Source organism: Pseudomonas sp. LABIM340 (assembly GCF_040017195.2).
Classification (GTDB): Bacteria; Pseudomonadota; Gammaproteobacteria; order Pseudomonadales; family Pseudomonadaceae; genus Pseudomonas.
This window is the reverse complement of sequence record NZ_CM200227.1, coordinates 1,686,168-1,710,114: the sequence shown is the minus strand read 5'-3', so window position 1 is coordinate 1,710,114 and position 23,947 is coordinate 1,686,168. Positions and strand designations below refer to the sequence as shown.

At 65.2% G+C, this 23,947-nt stretch carries 22 protein-coding genes and 1 pseudogene; 9 read left to right on the top strand and 14 right to left on the bottom strand.

Annotated features, from left to right (window positions below):
• Window positions 1–45 precede the first annotated feature (45 nt).
• The 4 genes from ABKS89_RS08090 to ABKS89_RS08075 all read left to right on the top strand — a co-directional run bounded on the left by ABKS89_RS08090 (window position 46) and on the right by ABKS89_RS08075 (window position 2,761).
• Entirely contained in the window at window positions 46–435 is a 390-nt protein-coding gene (locus ABKS89_RS08090) for a carboxymuconolactone decarboxylase family protein (RefSeq protein WP_045209939.1), read from the top strand.
• Between the two features lie 82 nt (window positions 436–517).
• Complete coding sequence (locus ABKS89_RS08085; RefSeq protein WP_081517812.1) at window positions 518–1,270, top strand: GntR family transcriptional regulator; 753 nt, start codon at window positions 518–520, stop codon at window positions 1,268–1,270.
• 4 nt (window positions 1,271–1,274) lie between these two features.
• Window positions 1,275–1,838: an NUDIX hydrolase gene (locus ABKS89_RS08080; protein ID WP_138212605.1), complete on the top strand. Its 564-nt coding sequence runs from the start codon at window positions 1,275–1,277 to the stop codon at window positions 1,836–1,838.
• A gap of 458 nt (window positions 1,839–2,296) precedes the next feature.
• Window positions 2,297–2,761 carry an REP-associated tyrosine transposase gene (locus tag ABKS89_RS08075; protein ID WP_348587773.1) on the top strand — a complete coding sequence of 155 codons (465 nt, stop codon included), beginning with the start codon at window positions 2,297–2,299 and terminating at the stop codon, window positions 2,759–2,761.
• A gap of 206 nt (window positions 2,762–2,967) precedes the next feature.
• On the opposite strand, the gene ABKS89_RS08070 is transcribed toward ABKS89_RS08075, so the two are convergent.
• From ABKS89_RS08070 to ribBA, 5 genes are all read right to left on the bottom strand, one after another.
• A complete protein-coding gene (locus tag ABKS89_RS08070) occupies window positions 2,968–4,110 on the bottom strand; it encodes an ABC transporter ATP-binding protein (protein WP_192289472.1) in 1,143 nt (380 codons plus the stop codon).
• A gap of 17 nt (window positions 4,111–4,127) precedes the next feature.
• On the bottom strand, window positions 4,128–4,937 hold the full coding sequence (locus ABKS89_RS08065; RefSeq protein ID WP_081517808.1) for an ABC transporter permease: 810 nt from the start codon (window positions 4,935–4,937) through the stop codon (window positions 4,128–4,130).
• Window positions 4,938–4,940: 3 nt separating this feature from the next.
• The gene (locus tag ABKS89_RS08060; protein ID WP_518300997.1) at window positions 4,941–5,891 is read right to left on the bottom strand and encodes an ABC transporter permease subunit; all 951 of its coding nucleotides are present in this window, start codon (window positions 5,889–5,891) and stop codon (window positions 4,941–4,943) included.
• A complete protein-coding gene (locus tag ABKS89_RS08055) occupies window positions 5,876–6,901 on the bottom strand; it encodes a polyamine ABC transporter substrate-binding protein (protein ID WP_348587775.1) in 1,026 nt (341 codons plus the stop codon). The genes ABKS89_RS08060 and ABKS89_RS08055 overlap by 16 nt, the downstream gene beginning before the upstream one ends.
• A gap of 322 nt (window positions 6,902–7,223) precedes the next feature.
• Window positions 7,224–8,333, bottom strand: a complete 1,110-nt coding sequence (gene ribBA, locus ABKS89_RS08050) for a bifunctional 3,4-dihydroxy-2-butanone-4-phosphate synthase/GTP cyclohydrolase II (protein ID WP_081517805.1) — start codon at window positions 8,331–8,333, stop codon at window positions 7,224–7,226.
• An 88-nt stretch (window positions 8,334–8,421) separates the two neighbouring features.
• On the opposite strand from ribBA, the gene ABKS89_RS08045 reads away from it, so the two are divergent.
• Window positions 8,422–8,715 carry a DUF1330 domain-containing protein gene (locus tag ABKS89_RS08045; RefSeq protein ID WP_081517804.1) on the top strand — a complete coding sequence of 98 codons (294 nt, stop codon included), beginning with the start codon at window positions 8,422–8,424 and terminating at the stop codon, window positions 8,713–8,715.
• 604 nt (window positions 8,716–9,319) lie between these two features.
• Here ABKS89_RS08045 and ABKS89_RS08040 read toward each other — a convergent pair.
• Window positions 9,320–10,717, bottom strand: coding sequence for a purine-cytosine permease family protein (locus tag ABKS89_RS08040; protein WP_348587776.1), 1,398 nt, complete (start codon window positions 10,715–10,717; stop codon window positions 9,320–9,322).
• A 334-nt stretch (window positions 10,718–11,051) separates the two neighbouring features.
• On the opposite strand from ABKS89_RS08040, the gene ABKS89_RS08035 reads away from it, so the two are divergent.
• Entirely contained in the window at window positions 11,052–11,537 is a 486-nt protein-coding gene (locus ABKS89_RS08035; protein ID WP_151186231.1) for a flavin reductase family protein, read from the top strand.
• A 416-nt stretch (window positions 11,538–11,953) separates the two neighbouring features.
• Here the strand turns inward: ABKS89_RS08035 and ABKS89_RS08030 are convergent, their stop codons facing one another.
• Both ABKS89_RS08030 and ABKS89_RS08025 read right to left on the bottom strand, forming a co-directional pair.
• Window positions 11,954–12,652, bottom strand: a complete 699-nt coding sequence (locus tag ABKS89_RS08030; RefSeq protein WP_518301035.1) for a methyl-accepting chemotaxis protein — start codon at window positions 12,650–12,652, stop codon at window positions 11,954–11,956.
• A 207-nt stretch (window positions 12,653–12,859) separates the two neighbouring features.
• Window positions 12,860–13,744 (bottom strand): annotated as a pseudogene (locus ABKS89_RS08025) (cache domain-containing protein); the annotation flags it as partial.
• 358 nt (window positions 13,745–14,102) lie between these two features.
• Here ABKS89_RS08025 and ABKS89_RS08020 point away from each other — a divergent pair.
• The gene (locus ABKS89_RS08020; protein ID WP_138212597.1) at window positions 14,103–15,146 is read left to right on the top strand and encodes an LLM class flavin-dependent oxidoreductase; all 1,044 of its coding nucleotides are present in this window, start codon (window positions 14,103–14,105) and stop codon (window positions 15,144–15,146) included.
• 235 nt (window positions 15,147–15,381) lie between these two features.
• On the opposite strand, the gene ABKS89_RS08015 is transcribed toward ABKS89_RS08020, so the two are convergent.
• The 3 genes from ABKS89_RS08015 to ABKS89_RS08005 form a co-directional block, all read right to left on the bottom strand.
• On the bottom strand, window positions 15,382–15,720 hold the full coding sequence (locus ABKS89_RS08015) for a DUF5713 family protein (RefSeq protein WP_348587778.1): 339 nt from the start codon (window positions 15,718–15,720) through the stop codon (window positions 15,382–15,384).
• A gap of 167 nt (window positions 15,721–15,887) precedes the next feature.
• Complete coding sequence (locus tag ABKS89_RS08010) at window positions 15,888–17,525, bottom strand: MFS transporter (RefSeq protein WP_348587779.1); 1,638 nt, start codon at window positions 17,523–17,525, stop codon at window positions 15,888–15,890.
• 126 nt (window positions 17,526–17,651) lie between these two features.
• Window positions 17,652–19,316, bottom strand: a complete 1,665-nt coding sequence (locus tag ABKS89_RS08005) for a GMC family oxidoreductase (protein ID WP_348587780.1) — start codon at window positions 19,314–19,316, stop codon at window positions 17,652–17,654.
• A 124-nt stretch (window positions 19,317–19,440) separates the two neighbouring features.
• Here ABKS89_RS08005 and ABKS89_RS08000 point away from each other — a divergent pair, with 124 nt between their 5' ends.
• Together ABKS89_RS08000 and ABKS89_RS07995 are read left to right on the top strand one after the other, a co-directional pair.
• Entirely contained in the window at window positions 19,441–20,334 is an 894-nt protein-coding gene (locus ABKS89_RS08000; RefSeq protein WP_138212593.1) for a LysR family transcriptional regulator, read from the top strand.
• A gap of 19 nt (window positions 20,335–20,353) precedes the next feature.
• On the top strand, window positions 20,354–21,193 hold the full coding sequence (locus ABKS89_RS07995; RefSeq protein ID WP_348587781.1) for a WGR domain-containing protein: 840 nt from the start codon (window positions 20,354–20,356) through the stop codon (window positions 21,191–21,193).
• 202 nt (window positions 21,194–21,395) lie between these two features.
• Here ABKS89_RS07995 and eco read toward each other — a convergent pair whose 3' ends face one another.
• From eco to ABKS89_RS07980, 3 genes are all read right to left on the bottom strand, one after another.
• Window positions 21,396–21,878, bottom strand: coding sequence for a serine protease inhibitor ecotin (gene eco / locus ABKS89_RS07990; protein ID WP_138212591.1), 483 nt, complete (start codon window positions 21,876–21,878; stop codon window positions 21,396–21,398).
• Between the two features lie 109 nt (window positions 21,879–21,987).
• On the bottom strand, window positions 21,988–22,725 hold the full coding sequence (locus ABKS89_RS07985) for a tellurite resistance TerB family protein (RefSeq protein WP_348587782.1): 738 nt from the start codon (window positions 22,723–22,725) through the stop codon (window positions 21,988–21,990).
• A gap of 289 nt (window positions 22,726–23,014) precedes the next feature.
• Window positions 23,015–23,737: a tellurite resistance TerB family protein gene (locus ABKS89_RS07980; protein WP_348587783.1), complete on the bottom strand. Its 723-nt coding sequence runs from the start codon at window positions 23,735–23,737 to the stop codon at window positions 23,015–23,017.
• Window positions 23,738–23,947: the final 210 nt, after the last annotated feature.

The window sequence follows — 23,947 nt, the reverse complement described above, 5'->3', positions numbered from 1 at the left end:
TCCGTCCCCGCCGCCAGGCTGGGTTGCACCCTGTAGGAGTCTGCGATGAGCAACGAGAAATACGAGAAAGGCCTGGCGATCCGCACCCAGGTGCTGGGCGAGGCCTACGTGAACAAGTCGATCCAGAACGCCGACGACTTCACCCGCCCGCTCCAGGAGATGGTCACCGAGTACTGCTGGGGCCACGTCTGGGGCCGGGACGGCTTATCGCTCAAGGAACGCAGCATGATAAACTTGGCGATGATTTCGGCACTCAACCGCCCCCACGAACTCAAGCTGCACGTGCGCGGTGCTCTGCGTAACGGGTTATCCCGCGAGCAGATCCGCGAGATCCTCCTGCAGGTCGGCATCTATTGCGGGGTTCCCGCGGCGGTGGACAGTTTCCGCCTCGCCCGCGAAGCCTTCGCCGAGGCCGACGCCGAGGAACGTGGTTGATTGCTGGCCCGACTTGACGATGGAGCACCCGAAGGTGCTCCATCGTTCTTCCTATGGACAGCCAGAACACAGAGCGGACCCCATGAAACGCTTGCCACTCGACGATAGCTTCAAGGTCAATCGCAACCCCGTCACCCTGCGCGAAATCGTCCTCGACAAGCTGCGCGGCGCCATCCTCAACTTCCAGCTGCTGCCGGGCGACCGCCTGGTGGAGCGCGATCTGTGCGATCGCCTGGGCGTCAGCCGCACTTCGGTGCGCGAGGCGCTGCGCCACCTGGAGTCCGAGGGTCTGGTGGAGTTCGCCGATGCCAAGGGTCCGCGCGTCGCCATCATCACCCTGGAAGACGCGGTCGACATCTACGAGCTGCGCTGCGTGCTCGAAGGCCTGATCGTCCAGCTCTTCACCCTCAACGCCAAGGCCCGCGACATCCGCAACCTGGAGCGCGCGCTGGAAGAAAACCGCCAGGCGCTGGAAGACGGCGAGCTGCAGCAGGTGATCGAATCGGTGCAGGGCTTCTACGACGTGCTGCTCGAAGGCTCGGGCAACCGCACCGCCGCCACCCAGCTGCGCCAACTTCAGGCGCGCATCAGCTACCTGCGGGCCACCTCCGTGTCCCAGGAAAACCGCCGCGCCGCCAGCAACCAGGAAATGGAACGCATGGTCGAGGCGATCAAGAGCGGCGACCCGGTCGCGGCTCACCAGGCCTCGGTCGATCACGTACGCGCCGCCGCCAAGGTCGCGCTGGACTACCTGCGTTCCAAGCAGGACGGTGCCGGCAACGTGCGCGACATCGCCACCCCCATCGCGCTCAAAGAGCCGCGCATAGGCCGCTGACGCCATGCCTGCCCCGCGCTTCTGTCCCGCTTGCGGCAGTGGCGGCCTCAGCCGCCAATGCCCGCCGGGGGATACCCATGAGCGCCTGATCTGCGCGGGCTGCGGCTACATCCACTACGAGAACCCCAAGGTCATTGCCGGCTGCATTATCGAGCGCGACGGCAAGTACCTGCTCTGCCAGCGCGGCATCCCGCCGCGCCCGGGCACCTGGACCCTGCCGGCCGGCTTCATGGAGAACGGCGAAACCACCGAGCAGGCTGCCCTGCGCGAAGTCTGGGAAGAGACCGGCGTGCGCGCCGACATAGTCTCGCCCTACTCCATCTTCAGCGTGCCGAAGATCAGCGAGGTCTACATCATCTTCCGCGCCAGCGTAATCGAGGAAACCGGCGAGCACGGCCCCGAGACCCTGCAGGTGAAGTTCTTCGCCCCGGAGGAAATCCCCTGGGAGTGCATCTACTACCCGGCGATCCGACAGATCCTCGAACGCTACATCGAGGAGCGCCAGGCCGGGGTGTACGGCATCTACATGGGCAATGACGACACCGGCAAGGTGCACTTCATTCGCTAGCACCGAGATCCCCTGTAGGAGCGTGCCATGCACGCGATCCGTCGGCAGGGCCGACGGTTGATCCGAACACCATCGGCACCCGTAAAGCAGCTGAAGCGTGCCTGCGATTTTCCCTTCTGGAACACCGCCTGGATCTAGCCGCGCGTATCCGCGCGTTCGCGGGCATGGCCCGCTCCTACACGAGCGCCAATGCCAACCTGTAGGAGCGTGCCATGCACGCGATCCGTCGGCAGGGCCGACGGTTGATCCAGGCGCTGTGCCCCCACCAAAGCGGGTGAGTGCGTTGGCGACTCCCCTTCTGGAATGTCATCTGGAGTTGACCGCGCGTATTCACGCGCTCGCGGGCACGGCCCGCTCCTACAGGTGACACCGAATCAGCCGGCTGGCTTCCGGGTATTTCCTCTCGCAGAGAACAGCAGCCAACCTGATAGTCGATCCACTCACAAAGAGGATCGACCATGGCCCTGCACTCTCCCGGCCACGCCGCTTTGCGCAAAGGCCGCGTCGCCCTGCCCCATACGGTCTATCTGATCACCACCACGACGCTTCGGCGCCAACCCTTCTTCACCCATTTCGCAGCAGGCTGTGCAGCGGCGCGCTGCTTCGAAGATCGGCACCTGCTGAACGGCTGCACCATGCTGGCCTGGATCCTGATGCCTGATCATGCGCACTGGCTGCTCCAGTTAGGCGAAGAGCCCTGCCTGGAGGCCACCGTGAAGAACCTGAAATCCGCCAGCGCCCGCCTGGCCAATCGGGCCATGGGCAGACGCAGCGAGTTATGGACACCAGGCTTCCATGACCGGGCACTACGCCGGGAGGATGATTTGCGCAAAGCCGCACGCTATCTGGTCGCAAACCCGCTTCGCGCAGGATTGGTTCGGCGAGTCGGCGATTACCCCTTCTGGAACGCCATCTGGGTCTGACCGCGCGTACTCGCGCGTTCGCGGGCATGGCCCGCTCCTACACAAGCCTCCATGCCAACCTGTAGGAGCGTGCCACGCACGCGATCCGTCGGCAGGGCCGACGGTTGTCCCAGATGCCACCGCCACCCGCAGAAACGCCGGGCAAAAAAAGCCCCCGACACCACAACGGCAGCCGGGGGTTCAAGGGATGAATCGTCAGAACCGAATCAGTGCGCGCCCTTGGTCAGGTCGCTTTCGTTCCACTGGTCATACACGCACGCGTCGGCGGCAGCCCAGCGCACGCGGACTTCGCTGCCGGGGGCCAGCGGCTGGGTGTTGCCGGAAAGCTCCTTCAGCGTCAGGGTCGCGCCGCTGGCGGTGACCACGCTGCAGGTCAGGCTCTCGCCGAGGAACACCGTCTCGGCCACCTTCGCCGGGATTTCGTTCCAGCCGGCCGCCAACGGCGTGGCAGCGGCCTGGGCCGGGCTCAGTACCTGGGCTTTTTCCGGGCGCACCATCAGCAGGATGTCCTGGCCTTCGCGCAGGTTCGCGGTCGGGCGGATCGCCAGCGCGCGGCCTTCGAACTCCGCCGCGGCGTTGCCGTGGGCACGGGCGCGGAGGAAGTTGGAGTTGCCGAGGAACGAGGCCACGAAGGCATTCGGCGGGTTCTGGTAGAGGTCGAAGCCGCTGCCCAGGCCGACGATCTTGCCGTGGCTGAAGATGGCGATGCGCTGGGACAAGCGCATCGCCTCTTCCTGGTCGTGGGTGACGTAGACGATGGTGATGCCCAGGCGCCGGTGCAGGTGGCGCAGTTCGTCCTGCAGGTCTTCGCGCAGTTTTTTGTCCAGCGCGCCGAGGGGTTCGTCCATCAGCAGGATGCGCGGTTCGTAGACCAGCGCGCGGGCGATGGCGACGCGTTGCTGCTGGCCACCGGAGAGCTGCGCCGGGCGACGGTGGGCGAACTTGTCCAGCTGCACCAGCTTGAGCATGGCGTCGACGCGGCGGTCGCGCTCGGCGCCCTTCTGCTTGCGGATGTCCAGCGGGAAACCGATGTTGTCGCGCACCGACAGATGCGGGAACAGCGAGTAGCGCTGGAACACCATGCCGATGTCGCGCTTGTGCGGCGGCACGTTCACCAGCGACTGGCCTTCCACCAGGATTTCGCCGCTGCTGGGCGTCTCGAAGCCGGCCAGCATGGACAGCGTGGTGCTCTTGCCCGACCCGCTGGAGCCGAGGAAGGTGAGGAACTCGCCGTCCTGGATGTCGAGGGAAATGTTGTCCACGGCGGTGAAGTCGCCATAGAACTTGTTCAGGTTGCGCAGGCTGACCAGGGTCTTCTGCTCGCGGGATTCTTGGATCACGGCACTCATGGCATTTACCTCGGCGCTCAGGCGCGGATTTCGTTGCGCCGGCGCAGGGCGGCGGCGATCACCATCACAAGAACCGACAGGCCGATCAGCAGCGTCGAAGCGACGGCGATCACCGGGGTCAGGTCCTGGCGCAGGGTGGTCCACATTTTCACGGGCAGGGTCTGCAGGGTCGGGCTGGCCATCATCACGCTCAGCACCACTTCATCCCAGGAGACCAGGAAGGCGAACAGCGCACCGGCGACCATGCCGGGGCGGATCGCCGGGAAGGTCACCTTCATCACCGCCTGCAGGCGCGAGGCCCCGCAGATCACCGCGGCGTCCTCGATGGACTGGTCGAACAGCTTCAGCGAGTTGATGATCGAGATGATGGTGAATGGCAGCGCGACTATCACGTGGCTGACCACGAAGGAAAACAGCGTGCCGGTGTAGCCAAGCTTGAGGAACAGCGCGTAGACCGCCACCGCGATGATCACCAGCGGCACGATCATCGGCAGGGTGAACAGCCCATAGAGCAGCTCGCGGCCGGGGAACTTGCCGCGCACCAGGGCGAACGCGGTGGGCAGGCCCAGGGCGACCGAGCAGAGGGTGGTGAGGATCGCCACCTTCAGGCTGGCGAACGCTGCGCTCATCCATTCGGGGTTGGAGAAGAACTGGCCGTACCACTTCAGCGTCCAGCCCGGCGGCGGGAATACCAGCCACTGCGAGGAGCCGAACGACAGCAGGACGATGAACACGATGGGCAGCAGCAGGAAGGCCGCGATGGTGCCGGTCGTGAGGTAGAGGCCGACGCGCATGCGCCGGCTCATGGCATTGGGTGAGAGCAGCATGGCTTACCTCGCGCTACTGGAAGCCACCGGGGATTCCGGCTGCAGCTTCAGGTAGAGGTAGAACAGCACCAGGGTGATGGCGATCAGCAGCGCAGCGGCGGCGCTGGCCAGGCCCCAGTTGAGGAAGGATTGCACCTGCTGGACGATGAACTCCGGCAGCATCATGTTCTGCGCCCCGCCCAGCAGCGCCGGGGTGACGTAGTAGCCCAGGGACATGACGAAGACCATCAGGCCGCCGGAGAACAGGCCCGGCCGGCACAGCGGGATGAACACCCGGAAGAAGTTGGTCCAGGGGCTGGCGCCGCAGATCGAGCCGGCCTGCAGCACCATCGGGTCGATGGCGGCCATGGTCGCCTGCAACGGCAGCACGATGAACGGGATCATGATGTAGCTCATGCCGATCACCACGCCGGTGAGGTTGTGCACCATCTCCAGCGGCTGGTCGATGATGCCCAGCGCCATCAGGGTCTTGTTGATCACCCCCGAAGCCTGCAGCAGCACCAGCCAGGAGTAGGTGCGCGCCAGCAGGCTGGTCCACATCGACAGCAGCACGATGTTCAACAGCATGCGGCCCCAGCCGCGCGGGACCAGGGTGATCGCCCAGGCCAGCGGGAAGCCCAGCAGCAGGCTGATCACGGTGACCAGCGCGCCGACCGCGAAGGTGTTGAACAGCACCCGCGAGTAAGCCGAGTTGGCGAACAGCTGGGCGTAGTTGTCCAGGCCCAGGGTCGGTTCCAGCACGCCGCGCAGCAGCAGGCCGATCAGCGGGGCGAGGAAGAACAGGCCGAGGAACAGCAGCGCCGGCAGCAGGTTGCGGAAACCCCGCCAGCGGTGGGTGAGCATTTCATCCTGTCGCATGGGTTCTGCCTTCGGGGCCGGCGAGCCGGCGGCGCGCTTGGCGCCCCCGGCGGCCTGGCCCGGCTGCATCACAGCCATTTTCACTTGACCAGCCATTCGTTCCACCGTGCGGCGATCGCCGGGCCGTTCTTCGCCCAGTAGGCGTAGTCGAGGGTGATCTGCTCCTGCGCGTAGGCGGTGGGCAGGTTCGGCGCGAGGTCAGCCTTGAGCTGGCTGACGCTGTCCAGGTTCACCGGGGCGTAGGCGGTCAGGTTGGCGAAGTCGGCCTGGCCCTTGGCGCTGCTGGAGTTGGCCAGGAACTTCATCGCCGCGTCCTTGTTCTTGGCGCCCTTGGGCACCACGAGGAAATCGGCCATGACCAGGTTCTGATTCCAGCTCACGCCCACCGGCGCGCCGTCCTGCTGCAGGGCGTAGATGCGGCCGTTCCAGAACTGGCCGAGGGTCGCTTCGCCGGAAGCCAGCAGCTGCTGCGACTGAGCGCCGCCGCCCCACCAGACGATGTCTTTCTTGATGGTGTCGAGCTTCTTGAAGGCGCGGTCCAGGTCCAGCGGGTAGAGCTTGTCCTTGGCTACGCCGTCGGCCAGCAGGGCCAGCTCCAGCACACCGGGGCTCGGCCATTTGTACAGCGCGCGCTTGCCCGGGTAGGTGGCGGTATCGAACAGCGCCGACCAGTCCTGCGGCTGCTTGCCGCCGACCTTGCCCTGGTTGTAGCCGAGCACGAAGGAGAAATAGAAGGAACCGACGCCATGGTCGGAGACGAAACGCGGGTCGATGCGATCGCGCTTGATGGTGTTGAAGTCCAGGGGCTCCAGCAGGCCCTCGGCGGCGGCGCGCAGGGCGAAGTCGGCTTCGACGTCGACCACGTCCCACTGAACGTTGCCGCTCTCCACCATGGCCTTGAGCTTGCCGTAGTCGGTGGGGCCGTCCTGCACCACGGGGATGCCGGTGGACTGGCTGAAGGGTTCGGCCCAGGCCTGCTTCTGCGCATCCTGGGTGGTACCACCCCAGCTGACGAAGCTGAGGCTGTCGGCGCCGAAGGCAGCGGTGCCGGTTGCGCCGAGGAATGCAGCGGTCAGGACCGCGATCGCACGTTTTTTCAACACCATCTTGCTTGCCCTCATTGTTGTGATTGTTCACGGCGGTCTTCGTGGATCGCCTGTCTGGAGCAGGTGGCCGTAGCGTCGTCAGGTTGCGATGGAGTGGCACACTGACTGGCAGAAATTGTAAGGCCTACGGAATGTCATATTATGGTATTCCAAACTTTCCGCAAGTCCTCGGCGACACCGGCCATCGTGGCAGCGAAGCTTGGGTGAACACCCCGTCGTTCCTCGTGTTGCGCAGATAGTTGATTGAAAAGGAAATCTTTTTTCACACTCACCGTGCTGAAGTTTCCCGGCGAAAAGCCAGCACGGCGAGCGGACGAACGGATCAGCCCTCGAAGGGCAGCGTCTCCACCACTTCCAGGTCGTAGCCGGTGAGACCGGCGTATTTCAGTGGCGCGCCCAGATGGCGGATCTTGCCGACGCCGATGTCCTGCAGGATCTGCGCGCCGGTGCCGACCTCGGAATAGATGCGCGACTGCGAGCGGGTGAACTGCCGAGGCGCCTGGGTGAGCTGCGGCACGCGGGCCAGCAGCGCCTGGGAGGATTCGTTGTTGGCCAGCACCACGACCACGCCGTGACCGACCTCGGCGACCTTCTGCAGGGCAGCCCAGAGGGTCCAGTTCTTCGGCCCGGTGTACTCGGCGCCGACCAGGTCGCGCAGGGGGTCTATCACGTGCACGCGCACCAGAGTTGGCTCGTCGCGCTTGATGTCGCCCATGACCATGGCCATGTGTACGCCGCCTTCGATGCGGTCTTCATAGGTGACCAGGCGGAAGGTGCCGTGCACGGTGGGCAGCTCGCTCTCGCCGATGCGCGCGACGGTGTGCTCGTTGCTCAGGCGATAGTGGATCAGGTCGGCGATGGTGCCGATACGGATGCCGTGGCGCTTGGCGAAGGCTTCCAGGTCCGGGCGACGGGCCATGCTGCCGTCGTCGTTCATCACCTCGACGATCACCGAGGCCGGGGTCAGCCCGGCCAGGCGCGCGAGATCACAGCCCGCCTCGGTGTGACCGGCGCGGGTCAGCACGCCGCCTTCGCGGGCGCGCAGGGGGAAGATGTGGCCGGGCTGCACCAGGTCCTCGGCGCGAGCGCCCGGCTGCACGGCGGTGATCACGGTGTGCGAGCGGTCGGCGGCGGAGATGCCGGTGGAAACGCCGGTGGCCGCCTCGATGGAGACGGTGAAGGCGGTGGAATAGGCGCTGCCGTTGGCCGGTACCATCTGCTCGAGCCCCAGGCGGGCGCAGTGCTCGTCGGTCAGCGTCAGGCAGATCAGCCCGCGCGCCTCGCGGGCCATGAAGTTGATCGCCTCGGGCGTGCAGCGCTCGGCGGCGAGCAGCAGGTCGCCTTCGTTTTCACGGTCTTCGTCGTCGACCAGGAGCACCATCTTGCCCTGGCGGTAGTCTTCGATGATGTCTTCGATGCGGTCGAACGGCATGGTGCGGTACTCGGCTGGATCGTGGATGAAAAAATCTGGTATACCATAATACATTTCTTATCCGAAACAGCAGCAAGCAGAGGTGAACATGAAGGCTTACTGGATCGCTCACGTCGATATCACCGACCCGGAGCAATACAGCGAATACACCCGCCGCGCCCCGGCGGCCTTCGCCAGGTACGGCGGCAAGTTCCTCGCCCGCGGCGGACGCTCCGAGGCCCTGGAGGGGCGCCCTACTCCTCAGCGTAGCGTGGTGATCGAGTTCGATTCCTATGAGCAGGCGGTGGCCTGCTACCGCTCGGCGGAATACCAGGAGGCCTGCGCGCACCGGCAGGGCGTGGCGAAGGCGGATATCGTCATCGTCGAGGGATTCGAGGGGTAAGGAACCGGCCAGTGGCAGCCAGCACGTGAGTCCGGATCAACGTCGGCCCTGCCGACGGATCGCGGGCATGGCCCGCTCCTACAGGTTTAGGCCGACACTTCCGCCGTAGGTGCGGACTTCATTCGCGATGCTTTGATCTGGGTGTTCCAGCGCCGCTTCGGTGTGCGCGCGGACTTCTGGTTTCGCCCCCTCGGGCGAGTTACTTTTCCAAACGACGGAAGGCCGCCCCCCAAAAAGTAACCAAAAGGCTTGCCCCTGCCATCCGGCTTTTCGCTTCGCGAAAAGTACCCTCGGTTCCTCGGAGTTCCAGGGGCCCGCGTTGACGGGCCATCCCTGGCCCGACAACGCTCTCGCGACATCCATGTCGCTCAACCCCTGAAACTCCGATCACCTTCGGCCTTCTGAAAGGGGCATTCGGCGCGTGCGGATACTCCTCTGGAAGTCATCAAAGCAAGAGCGTGCTCCCTGTAGGAGCGGGCCATGCCCGCGATCCGCCGGCAAGGCCGGCGTCGATTGACCACTCGGCGTGTCCTGAAAAATCCGGACAAAAAAAAGCCCCACCGAAACCCGGCAGGGCAGAGAGTGTAAAACCCAAGTCGAAACCTTACTCCGCGATCCCCAGCGCCACCGGCTGGCCAACTTCGCGGGCCTGGCCGCGGGTGGCCAGGCAGTAGTACAGCGGGACGGTCACCAGCAGGCCGACCAGCCAGGACAGGTCCACTCCGTCGATGTAGTTGGCGTACGGGCCGACGAACAGCGAGGTGTTGGCGAACGGCAGTTGCACGATGATGCCGATGAAGTAGGCGATGATCGCGTGCGGGTTGAAGCGCCCATACACGCCGCCGTCACGGCGGAAGATCGAGTTGATGTCGTAGCGGCCACGCTTGATCAGGTAGAAGTCGATCAGGTTGATCGAGGCCCAGGGCACCAGCACGATCAGCATCGCCAGAATCAGGCCGATGAACTGCGAAATGAAGTTTGCCGAGGCTCCCAGCGCCATCAGGCAGCTGCCCGCCAGCACCACCGAGGACAACGCCACGCGTACCCGCACGCTGGGCGTCCAGCTGCCGGCGAAGGTCTGGATCGAGGTGACGATGGAGAGCACCGCGCCGTAAAGATTCAGCGCGTTGTGGCTGATGATGTTGAGCAGGAACAGCAGCATCAGCACCGGGCCGAACAGGCCCGTGGCCTGCTTGACCGCGACCATCGCATCGGTGCCTTCCGGCGTCGCCAGCACGGCGACGGCGCCAAAGCTGAACGACAGGCTGGTGCCCGCCACCGCGCCGGCGAAGGTCGCCAGGAACGGCTTGCCAATGCCGACGCTGGCCGGCAGGTAGCGCGAGTAGTCCGAGGTGTAGGGCGCGAAGCTGATCTGCCAGATGATGCCCAGGCACAGGGTGGCCAGGAAGCCGGACAGGTTGAAGGCGCCGCGGGAGAGGAAGTTCGCCGGCAGGTCGCCGCCGAACATGATGACGAAGCCCAGCAGCAGCGCGCCGCCCATCACCCAGGTGCCGATGCGATTGAGGGTGTGGATGAAGCGGTAGCCGATCACGCCGATGGCAGTGGCGCTCAGCGCGCCGAGGATGATCGCCACGGGCGTCGGGGTCGCCGGCACCAGGCCCTGGATCGACTTGCCCGCCAGGACGATGTTGGAAATGAAGAAGCCGACGTAGATCAGCGCGGTGAAGAACACGATCAGCAAGGCACCGTAACGGCCGAACTGGCCCCGGCTCTGGACCATCTGCGGGATACCCATCTGCGGGCCCTGCGCCGATGCCAGGGCGAGGAACACGCCGCCGAACATATGGCCCAGGACAATGGCGATCAGCCCCCAGAGCAGGTCGAGATGGAACACCTGGACCGCCATCGCGCCGGTGACCACCGGCAGCGGTGCGATGTTGGTGCTGAACCACAGCGTGAACAGGTCGCGGGAGCGCCCATGGCGCTCGGCCGGCGGCACGTAATCGACGGTATGGTTCTCGATCAGCGGAGTATCGGACATCGTTTTTGCCTTGCTTATTGTCTTTGTAAGGTCTGGTCATCCGGCGCCTTGAATCGGGCAGAAACGGCGCTGCAGTGACGGAGGCAATATTATGGTATTCCAAATACCAGGCAAGGTATTTCTGAGTAACCGTTGGTCGAATGGTAGCCAACGGGGTGTCTGGCGGACACTCACCCTATCGGCGAAAGCCCCGTATTCCTTAGCCTCCAGCCGACAGTCGGCCTTTCGCCGTCCATCCATCGGGAAAAGAAATGGCTTGCTTTCGAAGTATTACGGTATACCATCAGACGAAACGACCACTCCCGATGGCCGGCTCACAAGACAGGTACTCGCAATGATCGACCACGCTGCCTACAAACAAGTCATGGGCTCCTTCCCGTCCGGCGTCACCGTCATCACCACGATGGACGACGATGGCCAGGTGGTCGGCCTCACCGCGAGCGCCTTCAGCTCCCTGTCGATGGACCCGGCGCTGGTGCTGTTCTGCCCCAACTACAGCTCCGATTCCTACCCGGTGCTGATCCGCCGCAAGCACTTCGCCATCCACCTGCTCTCCGCCGACCAGAAGGGCGAGGCCTATGCCTTCGCCAGCAAGGGCAAGGACAAGACCCAGGGCATCGAGTGGACCCTGAGCGAACGCGGCAACCCGTTGCTGGAGAACGCCACCGCCATCATCGAATGCGAGCTGTGGCGCGAATACGAAGGCGGTGACCACGCCATCCTGGTCGGCGCCGTGAAGAACCTGATCGTGCCGGACCAGCAGATCACCCCGATGATTTACTGCCGCGGAAAGATGGGCGCGCTGCAGGCTTTCGCCTGACCGCCTGATCTTTCGCCGTCCGGCGCAGGCCCCTTCTTGCGGGAGTGAGAAGGGGCTTTTCTTTTGTCTGTTGGCTGGTCCTGATGCGCCCTACCTTCGCCAGCGGCGGAGCCACCATGAGGCGCAAGCGTAGGATGGCGTGGAGCGCAGCGATACCCATCGATCAGGACCGTAGGGCGAATAACCTGGAACAGGTTATCCGCCGTTGCGGCGGCGGATAACGCTGGCGCGTTATGCGCCCTACGATTGCCATGAAGCATGGGACGTAGGATGGTGTGGAGCGCAGCGATACCCATCGATCCGACGCGCCGATGAGCCCGGCGCAGCGCCAGGTGGGCCAGGCGCGCTCCTACAGGGAACCACCTTTCTCAGCCGCAAAAAAAGGAGGCCCGCCTTCGCGAGCCCCTTTTTTCCCATCAGGTCCTGAACCGCGACACCAGCCGGTTCAGCTCGTCCGACAGCCCGCTCAGGGTCTGCGCATCGCCCCGCGTGGCGTCCGCCAGGCCGGCGACCTCCTGGGCGTCGCGGTGGATCTGGCTGATGTGCCGGTTGATCTCCTCCGCCACCTGGTGCTGTTCCTCGGCAGCAGTGGCGATCTGGGCGTTCATGTCGCGGATCACGTCCACCGATTCGCGGATCGCCCCGAAGCAAGCGCGCGCCTCACGGATCGAACCGACAGTGCGCTGCGACGCCTCCAGGCTCGACTGCATCTGCCGCCCGGTGTCGTGGGTGCGGCGGGCCAGGGTGCCGAGCAGGTTGTCGATCTCCCCGGTGGACTCCGCCGTGCGCCGCGCCAGCGCGCGCACCTCGTCGGCCACCACGGCGAAACCACGCCCCTGGTCGCCCGCCCGCGCCGCCTCGATGGCCGCGTTGAGTGCCAGCAGGTTGGTCTGCTCGGCGATGGAGCGGATGGTGCCGAGAATCGACTGGATGTCGTTGCTGTCCTGCTCCAGCTGACGCATGGCGTCGGCGGAGAGGGCAATCTCGTCGCTCAGGCGGCCAACGCTGTCCACCGCCTCGTCAATCTGCAGCTGGCCATCGTGGGCCTGGCGCTGGCCGCTGTCGGCGGATTCCGCCGCCTGGCTGCAGGAGCGCGCGACCTCGTTGGCGGTCATGACCATCTCGTTGAACGCGGTGGAAACCATGTCCACCGCCTCACGCTGGCGCGCCGCGGTATCGGCCAGCGCCTGGGAGGTCTCGCGGCTGCTGCCGGAGCTCTGGTGGATGCTGCCGGCGGCGGTGCCGATGCTCTGCACCAACCGGCGGATCGCATCGAGGAACTGGTTGAACCAGCCGGCCAGTTGCGCCGTTTCATCGCTGCCGCGTACGGCAAGACGGCCAGTGAGATCCCCGTCGCCCTGAGCGATACCTTCAAGACCGGCGGCCACGGCGCGCACCGGGCGCACTACCAACCCGGCGAACAGCGAGCCGAGGCCGGCGAACACCAGCGCGATGATCACCGCCACCAGGGCGATGCCCCAGGTCAGGCGGGTCGCCTTGCTCATCACCTCGCTTTCCTTGATCAGCCCGACGAAGCGCCAGCCCAGGGTCTCGGACGGCCAGACGTTGGCGAGGTAGGGCTCGCCGCCGATAGTCACTTCCACCAGCCCTTTCTGCGCACTGGCCAGGCGCTGGAAATCGCCGCCCAGCTCGCCCAGCTGTTTGAAATTGTTCTCCGGGTTGTGCGGATCGACCAGGATGGTGCCGTCGCCTTCCATCAGCATCAGGTAGCCGGATTCGCCCAGGCGGATAGCCTTGACGATATCGGTCAGGCGCTTGAGCGAGACGTCGATATTGACCACCCCGCCCTGCGGGCCGAACTGGTTGGCGAAGGTCCGCACGCTGCTCACCAGCACCACCTTGTCCGCGGCCCAGTAGTAGGCCTTGGTGCGCAGAGTCTTGCCCGGCTGGGCCATGGCCGCCTGGTACCAGGGGCGGGTGCGCGGGTCATAGCTGGCCAGCTTGGCGTCGCCCGGCCAGAAGCTGTAGCCGCCCTCGCGGGTGCCCAGGGAAACGTAGGCGTAATCCGGATGGCTCTGCGCCAGGCCGGTGAAGAGGTCGAAGACGCGCTTGTCCAGCTCCCCGGTCGGGTGCTGCGCGGCGTCGGCGCCGATGTACTGCTTGAGGCTGCTGTCGATGGCCGCCAGCTGCGGATGGCTGGCGAGGTATTCGACGTTCTGGGTGATGCCGTCGAAGAAGATCTGCATGGCGTTTTCGACCTGGCGGATCTCGCGGCTGCTGCCGTCGATGAAGCTGTCCCGCGCCTCGCCGCGCAGGTTGAGGATCACCAGCACGGCGACGAGGATCACCGGCAGGCTGGCGATGGCGGAAAAGGCGAGGATCAGTTTTTGTTTGAGGTTCATCCCTACTCCCTTGGTCTGCTCGCGGCAGAAACGCCTTGCAGACATCCCGTATTATGGTATACCAATATGCAACGGATTCCCTAGCGCGGAAAACGGCCACTCCCCCCGCCGCCGCGCCTGACCGCCGAAAAGCAGCGATGCGTGCCTGCGCATCTCCCGCCGGCTGCCGCGCCGGAAACAAGAAAGGTTCGAGGTAAGCGATATGAAGTTTTCCCTGTTCGTGCACATGGAGCGCTACGACGACCAGCCCAGCCACCGCCAGCTGTTCGAAGAGCTCACCGAGCTGACGCTGATGGCCGAAGCCGGCGGTTTCTCCACCGTCTGGATCGGCGAGCACCACGCCATGGAGTACACCATTTCGCCGAGCCCGATGCCGCTGCTGGCCTACCTGGCCGCGCGCACCGAAACCATCCACCTGGGCGCCGGCACCATCATCGCGCCGTTCTGGCACCCCATCCGCGTGGCCGGCGAATGCGCCCTGCTCGACGTGATCAGCAACGGTCGCATGGAAGTGGGCCTGGCCCGCGGCGCCTACCAGTACGAGTTCGACCGCATGGCCAACGGCATGCCGGCCGGCGACGGCGGCAAGTACCTGCGCGAGATGGTCCCGGTGGTGAAGGCGCTGTGGCAGGGCGACGTCGCCCACGAAGGCGAGATCTGGAAGTTCCCCACCGCCACCTCCTCGCCGCGCCCGATCCAGAAGCCGACCCCGCCGATGTGGATCGCCGCCCGCGACCCGGATTCGCACAACTTCGCGGTGGCCAACGGCTGCAACGTGATGGTCACCCCGCTGATGAAGGGCGACGAGGAAGTCGTCGACCTGAAGAACAAGTTCGAAGCCGCCCTGGCCAACAACCCGGACGTGCCGCGCCCGCAACTGATGGTGCTGCGCCACACCCACGTGCACACCGCCGACGACCCGGAAGGCTGGAAGGTCGGCGCCGAGGCCATCTCGCGCTTCTACCGCACCTTCGACGCCTGGTTCGGCAACAAGCAGACCCCGGTCAACGGCCTGCTGCCGCCCAGCCCCGAGGAGAAGTTCAAGGAGCGCCCGGAGTTCGAGCTGGAGAACATTCGCAAGAACACCATGATCGGCACCCCGGAAGAAATCATCGCGCGCATCCGCCACTACCAGGAACTGGGCGTGGACGAGTTCAGCTTCTGGGCCGACAACAGCCTGCCGTATGCGCAGAAGAAGAAGTCGCTGGAACTGTTCATCAAGCACGTGGTGCCGGCTTTCCGCTGATCGCTGCTGCTTGCCGCAAAGGGCGCCTCCGGGCGCCCTTTGTCTTTCCTCTCGCGCCTACCGATTCGGGAATAACCTCGACCGTAGGATGGCGTGGAGCGCAGCGATACCCATCCTGCAAGGCGCCTCCCGCCATGCCCGCAACCACCCAGCTCCTGCAGGCGGACTCCGGCGCCCCAATGAAAAGGCCCGGCATCAAGCCGGGCCTTCGTCATTTCACAGAAGCTCGAACGATCTACCACTCTCGCGGCGCGATCAATTCCTCGATATCGGCATCGAAGCCATAGGCCTCGGCGATGAAGGCGACATCCCCGCCGATGCTTTCGCGCGCCGCGGTCTCGATCTCGCTGCCCTGGTCCTCGAACTCCTCGCCCAGCGCATTGAAGGCCAGGGTGGTTTCATGGGTCAGCGCGTACAGCGCATCCAGGTCCGCTGGCGCCTGCGCCTCGATGGACTCGCACAGCGCTACCAGCAACTGCTGCCCCTTGGCGACCAGCTGCGGCGGGAAGTAACTGTCGCGCACCATGTCGTCGAGGAAGGTGTACTGACTCAGCTTTTCGTTCCTGATGGCCATGATCGTATTCGCTCCTTGAGTGATCCGGCGGTGTACCGGGCCCTGCATCCTAAGGCGAAGGCCTTGGCAATTCCACGCACGACTCCCGCGCTGACGAGACGCAGCGGCGCCAGAGCGCACATGAAAAAGCCCGGCAACCAGCCGGGCCCTTTCACCTCAGCCGAGGATCAATCCGCGTGGATGTCGTTGTCCTTGGTCTCCTTCAGGAACAGCAGCGAGCAGACCAGGCTCATCGCCGTGATCAGCACCGGGTACCACAGGCCGTAGAAGATGTTGCCGGTGTACACCACCAGCGCGAACGAGATGGTCGGCAGCAGTCCGCCGAACCAGCCGTTGCCGATGTGGTACGGCAGCGACAGCGAGGTGTAGCGAATGCGCGTCGGGAACAGCTCGACCATCAGCGCCGCCAGCGGACCGTAGCAGCAGGTGGCGATGAAGATCAGCGCGACGATGATCGCCACCACCATCGGCCGGTTCACCATCGAAGAGTCGGCCACGGTCGGGTAGCCGGCATCCTTCACCGCATTGCCCAGCGCAGCGGCGTCGAAGCCCTCGAGGCGCTTCTCGCCGACGGTCACCACCAGCTCGCTGCCGGCCGGCGCGGCCACCGTGCTGTAGGGCACGCCGCCCTTCACCAGCAGGGTCTTGGCCTTGTCGCAGGCGCTGTCGAATTTGGCCTTGCCCACCGGGTCGAACTGGAAGGTGCAGGTGGCCGGGTCCGCCATCACGGTGACCGGCGCCTGGCGCGTGGCCGCATCGATCTGCGGGTTGGCGTAGTGGGTCAGCGCCTGGAACAGCGGGAAGTACAGCACCGTGGCCAGCAACAGGCCGGTGATCAGTACCGGCTTGCGCCCGACCTTGTCCGACAGCCAGCCCATGACCACGAACAGCGGCGCGCCGATCACCAGGGAGATGATCAGCAACCCGTTGGACAACGCCGGGTCCACCTTCAGCACCTGGGTGAGGAAGAACATCACGTAGAACTGCGCCGCGTAGAAGGTCACCGCCTGGCCCGCGTTGATGCTGAACAGCGCGATCAGGACGATCTTCAGGTTGCCCCAGTTGGTGAAGGACTCCTTGAGCGGCGACTTGCTCACCTTGCCCTCGGCCTTCATCTTCAGGAACGCCGGCGACTCGTGCATCGACAGGCGAATCCAGGTGGAGATGCCCAGCAGCACGATGGAGATCAGGAACGGCAGGCGCCAGCCCCAGGTCTCGAACTCGGCGCCGGTGAGCTGGCGGCAACCCCAGATCACCACCAGCGAGAGCAGCAGGCCAGCGGTGGCGGTGCACTGGATCCAGCTGGTGTAGGCGCCGCGCTTGTGGTCCGGCGCGTGCTCGGCCACATAGATCGCCGCGCCGCCGTACTCACCGCCCAGCGCCAGGCCCTGCAGCAGGCGCAGCACGATGAGGATGATCGGCGCCGCCACGCCGATGGTGGCGTAGGCCGGCAGCAGGCCCACCGCAAAGGTCGACAGGCCCATCAGCAGGATGGTGACGAGGAAGGTGTACTTGCGCCCGATCATGTCCCCCAGGCGGCCGAACACCAGCGCGCCGAAGGGGCGGACGAGGAAGCCGGCGGCGAATGCCAGCAGGGCGAAGATGAATGCCGTGGTGTCGTTGACCCCGGCGAAGAAGTGCTTGGCGATGATTGCCGCCAGCGACCCGTAGAGGAAGAAGTCGTACCACTCGAACACCGTGCCGAGCGACGAGGCAAAGATCACCTTGCGCTCGTCGCGACGCGAGGTCGCGGGCCGCTCATAGGAGCTGGTCTGTGTCGCACTCGTGATTGCTGGATCGGTCATTGCGGGCTCTCCCGCCCCTTCTGGGGGCTTTTGTTTTTGTCAGCCTCGACTGCCACGGTTTTTACACCGCGCGATACCGTTGATTTGCTACACGCCAAATAAAAAAGTGGGCAGACGGGATCGCCGTCACGCCACCGGAGCTTCCTCCTGTGTGTGCCCACTGGAAGGGATGACCTCCGCGCCACGCGCGGGTTCGCTCAAAATCATCTGCGCGGCCTTTTCCGCGATCACCAGCACCGGCGAGCAACTGTTGCCGGAGGTCAGGCTGGGCATGATCGAAGCATCGGCGATGCGCAGGCCGGGGATGCCGTGCACGCGCAGCTGGCTGTCCACCACCGCGCCCTCGCCCGGCCCCATGCGGCAGGTGCCGGCCGGGTGGAAAATGGTGGTGCCGATCTCGGCAGCGGCGCGGTGCAGGTCTTCCTCGGTCTGGTAATCCGGGCCGGGCTTGAACTCCACCGGCTGGTAGCGCGCCAGCGCCGGCGCGGAGGCAATGCGGCGGGTCAGGCGGATGGCGTCGGCGGCCACGCGCAGGTCCTGCGGGTGACTCAGGTAGTTGGGCTGGATCACCGGTTTGTCGCGCGGGTCCAGCGAACGCAGCGTCACCGAGCCACGGCTCAGCGGGCGCAGGTCGCACACCGAAGCGGTGAACGCCGGGAAGCTGTGCAGCGGCTCGCCGAAGCGCTCCAGCGACAGCGGCTGCACGTGGTACTCGAGATTGGCCGAACGCTGGCCGGGGTCGGACTTGGCGAATGCGCCCAGCTGGCTCGGCGCCATGGACAGCGGGCCGCTGCGCTTGAACAGGTACTCCAGGCCCATGCCCATCTTGCCCCACAGCGTCGAGGCGATCTGGTTCAGCGAGGGCGCGCCGTTCATGCGGTAGATCAGGCGCAGCTGCAGGTGGTCCTGCAGGTTGCCGCCGACGCCGGAAAGCTCATGGCGCACGCCGACACCGTGTTTCTCCAGCAGATCGCGCGGGCCGATGCCGGAGCGTTGCAGCAGCACCGGCGTGTTGATCGCCCCGGCGCAGAGAATCACTTCACGCCGGGCGCGCAACTCACGCCGCGTGCCCTGCCAATTCACTTCGAGCCCGGCGGCGCGCCCGTTCTCCAGCAGCACGCGCAGGGCTTCCACGTTGGTCAGCACAGTGAGATTGGGGCGGTTGGCGATGGGTCGCAGGAAGGCCTTCGAGGCGTTCCAGCGCACGCCGGAACGCTGGTTCACCTGGAAGTAGCCGCAGCCTTCGTTGTCGCCGCCGTTGAAGTCGTCCACCGGGCGCACGCCAGACTGCGCCGCCGCCTCGCGGAAGGCATCGAGGATGGTCCACGACAGCCGCTGTTTCTCCACCCGCCATTCGCCGCCCGAGCCGTGCAGCTCACTCGACCCGCCGAAGTGGTCCTCCATCTTCATGAACAGCGGCAGCAGGTCATTCCAGCCCCAGCCGGCGTTACCCTCGGCGGCCCAGCCGTCATAGTCCAGCGCCTGGCCACGCATATAGATCATGCCGTTGATCGAGGAGCAGCCGCCCAGGGTGCGCCCGCGCGGGTACTTGATCGCGCGGCCGTTCAGGCCCGGCACCTTCTCGGTGTCGAAACACCAGTCGGTGCGCGGGTTGCCGATGCAATAGAGGTAACCGACAGGAATGTGGATCCAGGGATAGTTGTCCGGGCCGCCGGCTTCGAGCAGCAGCACGCGGTTGGCAGGGTCGGCGGACAGACGATTGGCCAGCAGGCAGCCGGCAGGGCCCGCGCCGACGATCAGGTAGTCATAAGCATCCAGTGCCTGGGGCATGGAGAAGTACCTCGTCGTGCTTGTTCTTGTTATCTGAGGACCGAGCCTAGTCGTTCGTTCGTGATAAAAGAACAGTCGTTTCGAGTCAGCTGCTGTGCGTTTTCTAACAACAAGGACTGCCGAGATGTTCGACTGGAATGACCTGCGCTACTTCCTGGAGCTGCACCGCAGCGGACGCCTGCTGACCACCGCCAAACGCCTGGGCACCACCCACGCCACGGTGGCGCGGCATATCGAGAGCATCGAGCGCGACTTGGGCACCCAGCTGTTCGCCCAGCACACCGGCGGCTACCAGCTCACCCCGGCAGGCCAGGCGCTGCTCAAGCACGCCGAGGCGATGGAGAACACTGCCCTCCTCGCCCAGGAGGAAATGAGCCAGGCCATCTCGCCGCTGGGGCAGATCCGCATCGGTGTCACCGAAGGCCTGGGCACCATGTTCCTCGCCCCGCGCCTGGGCGAACTGATGCAGCGCTACCCCGGCCTGGAAGTGGAACTGGTGTCGGTGCCGCGCTTCGTCAGCATCACCAACCGCGAGGCGGACATCGCCATCACCCTGGAACGCCCCAGCGCCGACCTGGTGATCAGCCGCCGCCTCACCAGCTACCGCCTTAGCCTGTTCGCCAGCCCCGCCTACCTGGAAAACGCCCCGCCCCTGCGCGACCGCGAAGACCTCAGCCGCCACCCGTGGATCGGCTACGTCGACGACCTGCTGTTCAGCCAGGAACTGCTGTTCCACCACAGCTTCTGCCGCCACCCACAGGTAGTGTTCCGCAGCACCAGCGTGGTCGCCCAGCAACAGGCCGCCCAGGCCGGCATCGGCATCGCCATCCTCCCGCAGTACATGGGCCTGCACGACCCGCGGCTGGTGCCGGTGCTGCCGGAGGAATTCATCGAACGGGAATACTGGATGTGCACCCGGCGCGAATTGCACCGCTCGGTGCGGTTGAGGCTGGTGTGGGATTTTCTGGTGGAAGTCTGTGGGCGCGAACAGGGAATACTGGTGGGCGGTAAACCTTGATCCCCTGTAGGAGCGCGCCATGCGCGCGATCGCGGGCATGGCCCGCTCCTACAAGGTGTTCCGCCCTACGTGCTCGACCATTCAGCCGGGAATTCAGATAATTCCCACCTGCAAACCAACTGAGGTCAGGATGAAGGCGTCACTGAAGTTCACGGAAGAAAAAGCAGACAAGTTCTGGCGGGTTGAAACGCTGGGTTCCGAACTGCTGGTCAATTACGGGAAAAGCGGCACCAGCGGCCGCAACCAGATCAAGGCATTCGCGTCCTCTCAGGACTGCGAGGCGCAGGCCCGGAAGCTCACCCAGGGCAAGATGAAGAAAGGCTATGTCGACTTCCCCTTCGACTACGACAGCCACCGCTACTTCGACGACGAGGAAGTCGGGCTGCATCGCCTGACCTCGCACCCGCGCTTCGTCACCCACTTCGCCGATGACGTCTATTACGACTGCTGCGATGAAGATGCGCCCTTCGGCAGCGACGAAGGCAGCGATGCCCTGAGCGAGCTCGCCGGCTTCATCCGCACTCAGAAGACCCCGCACGTCGCGGACTTCCCCCGATGGCTGATCGAAACCCAGTGGGGAATGACCTTCGTCGAGCCCGTCTCGATCGATATCGAAGGCGCACTCAAGCCGGAAAACAAAGAGCTCGAGCCGGACATCTACCAGAGCTGCCACGTCGTCATTGCCGCCGCATTCGGGCAAATGAAGATCACCGGCAGCATGGACGCCTCGCTGAAAACCTCCTCCCTGGCGGCCATCGAGTGCCTCGACAGGATGGGCGTGCATCTGGGATGGGGCGACGGCAAACCCTCGGCCATCCTCGCCCAGTTGAGAAAGGACCTGGCTACGTTCGTCCAGTGAAAGCCCCCTTGCAGCCATTGCTGCGAGGCTTGCTCCCTGTAGGAACGTGCCATGCACGCGATCCGTCGGCAGGGCCGACGGTTGATCCGAACGCCACTACCCCCGTCGAAGCAAATCGCGAGTGTCCTACTGGAATTCCGTCCGGATCCAATCACGCGTATTCGCGTGATCGCGGGCATGGCCCGCTCCTACAGGGGCAGGATTATTCGACGCGGGCCTTCTGGACCTTCTCGGAAGCCGACCACAGGCGGTAGCGGACTTCGACGTCCTTGGGCGCGTAGATCACGATCGGCAGCTTGCTGTTGTAGCGCAGCACGAAACCGTCGCCGATCACCGGGACGAAGTCCTTGCGGGTCTTGCCATCCGGGCAGGCCATCAGGGTGCTGGCCGGGCCGCTGACCTTGTCCAGGCGGTAGTAGGAGTAGCCCCAGCCTTCCAGGGTCTTCTCTTCCAGGGTGCCGCCCAGGCGCTGGCGGTTGCAGTCGACGGTCAGTGTCTTGCCGGCGAGGATCTCGACCTTGAAGTTTTCTTCCTGCGCCTGCTTGGGCAGGTGGATGACCTGGCGCACGAAGCCGTCCTCGGCCTTGGGATAAGGCGCGACGTCTTCCAGCTTGGCGGCGTTGGCGAAGGTGGCGGTGGCGCTGAGCAGCAGCGCAGTGGGGAGGGTGAAACGTACGAACGGCATGAAGCCTCCTTGCAGAAATGAAGAACGAACGCACCGCATGGGTGCGTCCGTCCGAGCGCTCTGACCGTCAAATTGTACGAACGCTCCTACAGCCGTGCGCTGAGTTGTATCAAGCTACTTCACCGCCAGCCTTGGCCTGCTGCTCCAGGTGGGCCTGGAGTTCCGGGGCGAGGTTGAGGTTGTAGGCGAGTTCGTCCAGGTAGGTGCGCTCGGTGCCCTGCTGGTCGTCCACCAGCATCACGCTGACCAGGTACATCTCGGCGGCCACGGCCGGATCGCCCTGGGCGGACTCGGCGACTTCGGCGGCGTCCAGCGGCTTGCGCACTTCGGCGTCGAGCCAGTCCTGCAGCTCCGGCTCATCGGTGTGCCGGGCGATTTCGGCCTGGATGGCGGCCTTTTCCTTTTCATCGATGCGGCCGTCGGCCTTGGCGGCAGCGATCATCGCGCGCAGGATCGCGTGGCTATGAGCCTCGGCCTCCGGGCCGGAGAGCTGGTCCACGGTCATCAGCGACTGCTGTTGCGGTGCCGCAGCCGGATGCTGGCGCTGGTAATTCTGATAAGCCTGGAAGGCCATCATGCCGAGGGACGCGAGCATGGCGTAGTTGATGCCGCCGCTGCTGCCCGTACGGCCTTGCGGCGCACCGCCGCTGTTCATGCCGCCCCCGAGCATGCCGCCCAGTACGTCGCCCAGGCCGCCGAGCCCGCCACCGGCACCACCGGAGGAGCCGCCCAGCAAGCCACCCAGCAACCCACCGAGGCCGCCCAGGCCTCCCGCGCCGCCGCCCTGTTGTGTCGCCGCGCCTTGGCTGCCGCGCAGCAATTGTTCCAGTAGATCCGTAGTGTTCATGGAGTGACCCTCGCCGGCTTGCGTGGCGCGCCGGGCGGCGTCGCCAACCTGTTGCAGCAATGAGCTCTGACCTGCCTTGAGCAGTTGATCGAAAAGAGAACCAGCATTCATGAGATGACAACTCTCGCTATGCGTTGGGCAACGATAGTCCCGCCACACCGATGCGCCAGCGCCGTTCGCCGGCCGGGTGTCAGGGCGGGACACCCGGGGCGAAGCCTGCCGCCGCGAGAGATTGCCAGCCAGGCGATTGCCGCCCGGCGCCGACTTCAGCCGGCGATTGCGAGGAAGGTCACGCGGGCACGGCGTCCAGCGCCTTTTGCGCCTGGGCTTCCAGCTCGACCTTGAGGCCGGCGTCGAGGCTCAGTTGGCGGGCCAGTTCGTCGAGGTAGGCGCGTTCCATATAGCTGGTCTCGTCGACCATCAGCAGGCTGGCCAGGTACATTTCGGCAGCCATTTCCTCGCTGGTGGCGGCGCGGGCGACTTCGGCCGGGTCCAACGGTTTGGCCAGTTCGCGGTCCAGCCAGCCCTGCAGCTCGACGTCGCCGGTGAGCTTGGCGATTTCGCCGTCGATCAGCTGGCGTTCGCGATCATCGATATGTCCATCGGCCTTCGCGGCAGCGACGATGGCCCGCAGGATGGCATGGCTGTGCTGCTCGGCCTGCGCCGGTGACAGGCGGTCGACGGTCTGCGGTTCGCCCCGCGGGGCACTGGCCTGCTTCTGCTGCCAGTTGCCGTAGGCCTTGTAGGCAAGCACGCCAAGCGCCGCGAGGCCGCCATAGGTGACGACGTTGCCGCCAATCTTGCGCGCCTTCTTGCTGCCCATCAGCAGGCCCAGCGCGCCCGCCGCCAGGGCGCCGCCACCGGCGCCGGAGAGCAGGCTGCCCAGGTCAAGGCCGCCGCCCTTGCCGGACGAAGAGGACTGCTGGGCGCCGTCCTGCCGGGCCACGCCCTTGTTCTGCAGGAGGTCCTGGCCGGATCTGAGGAGCTGGTCGAGCAGGCCGCGAGTGTTCATGGCGATCTCCACTGTCTATCGAAAATTGTGGATTCCGACTCTAGTCCAGCGCGCGGCCGGGACGCAGCGACAGTGTGCTTCCGGATATTGCGGGCCAATGCCCGCGGGTCCGCAGCACAAATAGGCCGCTTTCATTCGATTTAAAAGAATGCTCCTATAGATTTTCGATAATCAACAATGAAAAGCGCCCAGACCGGCTAGACAAGGCTC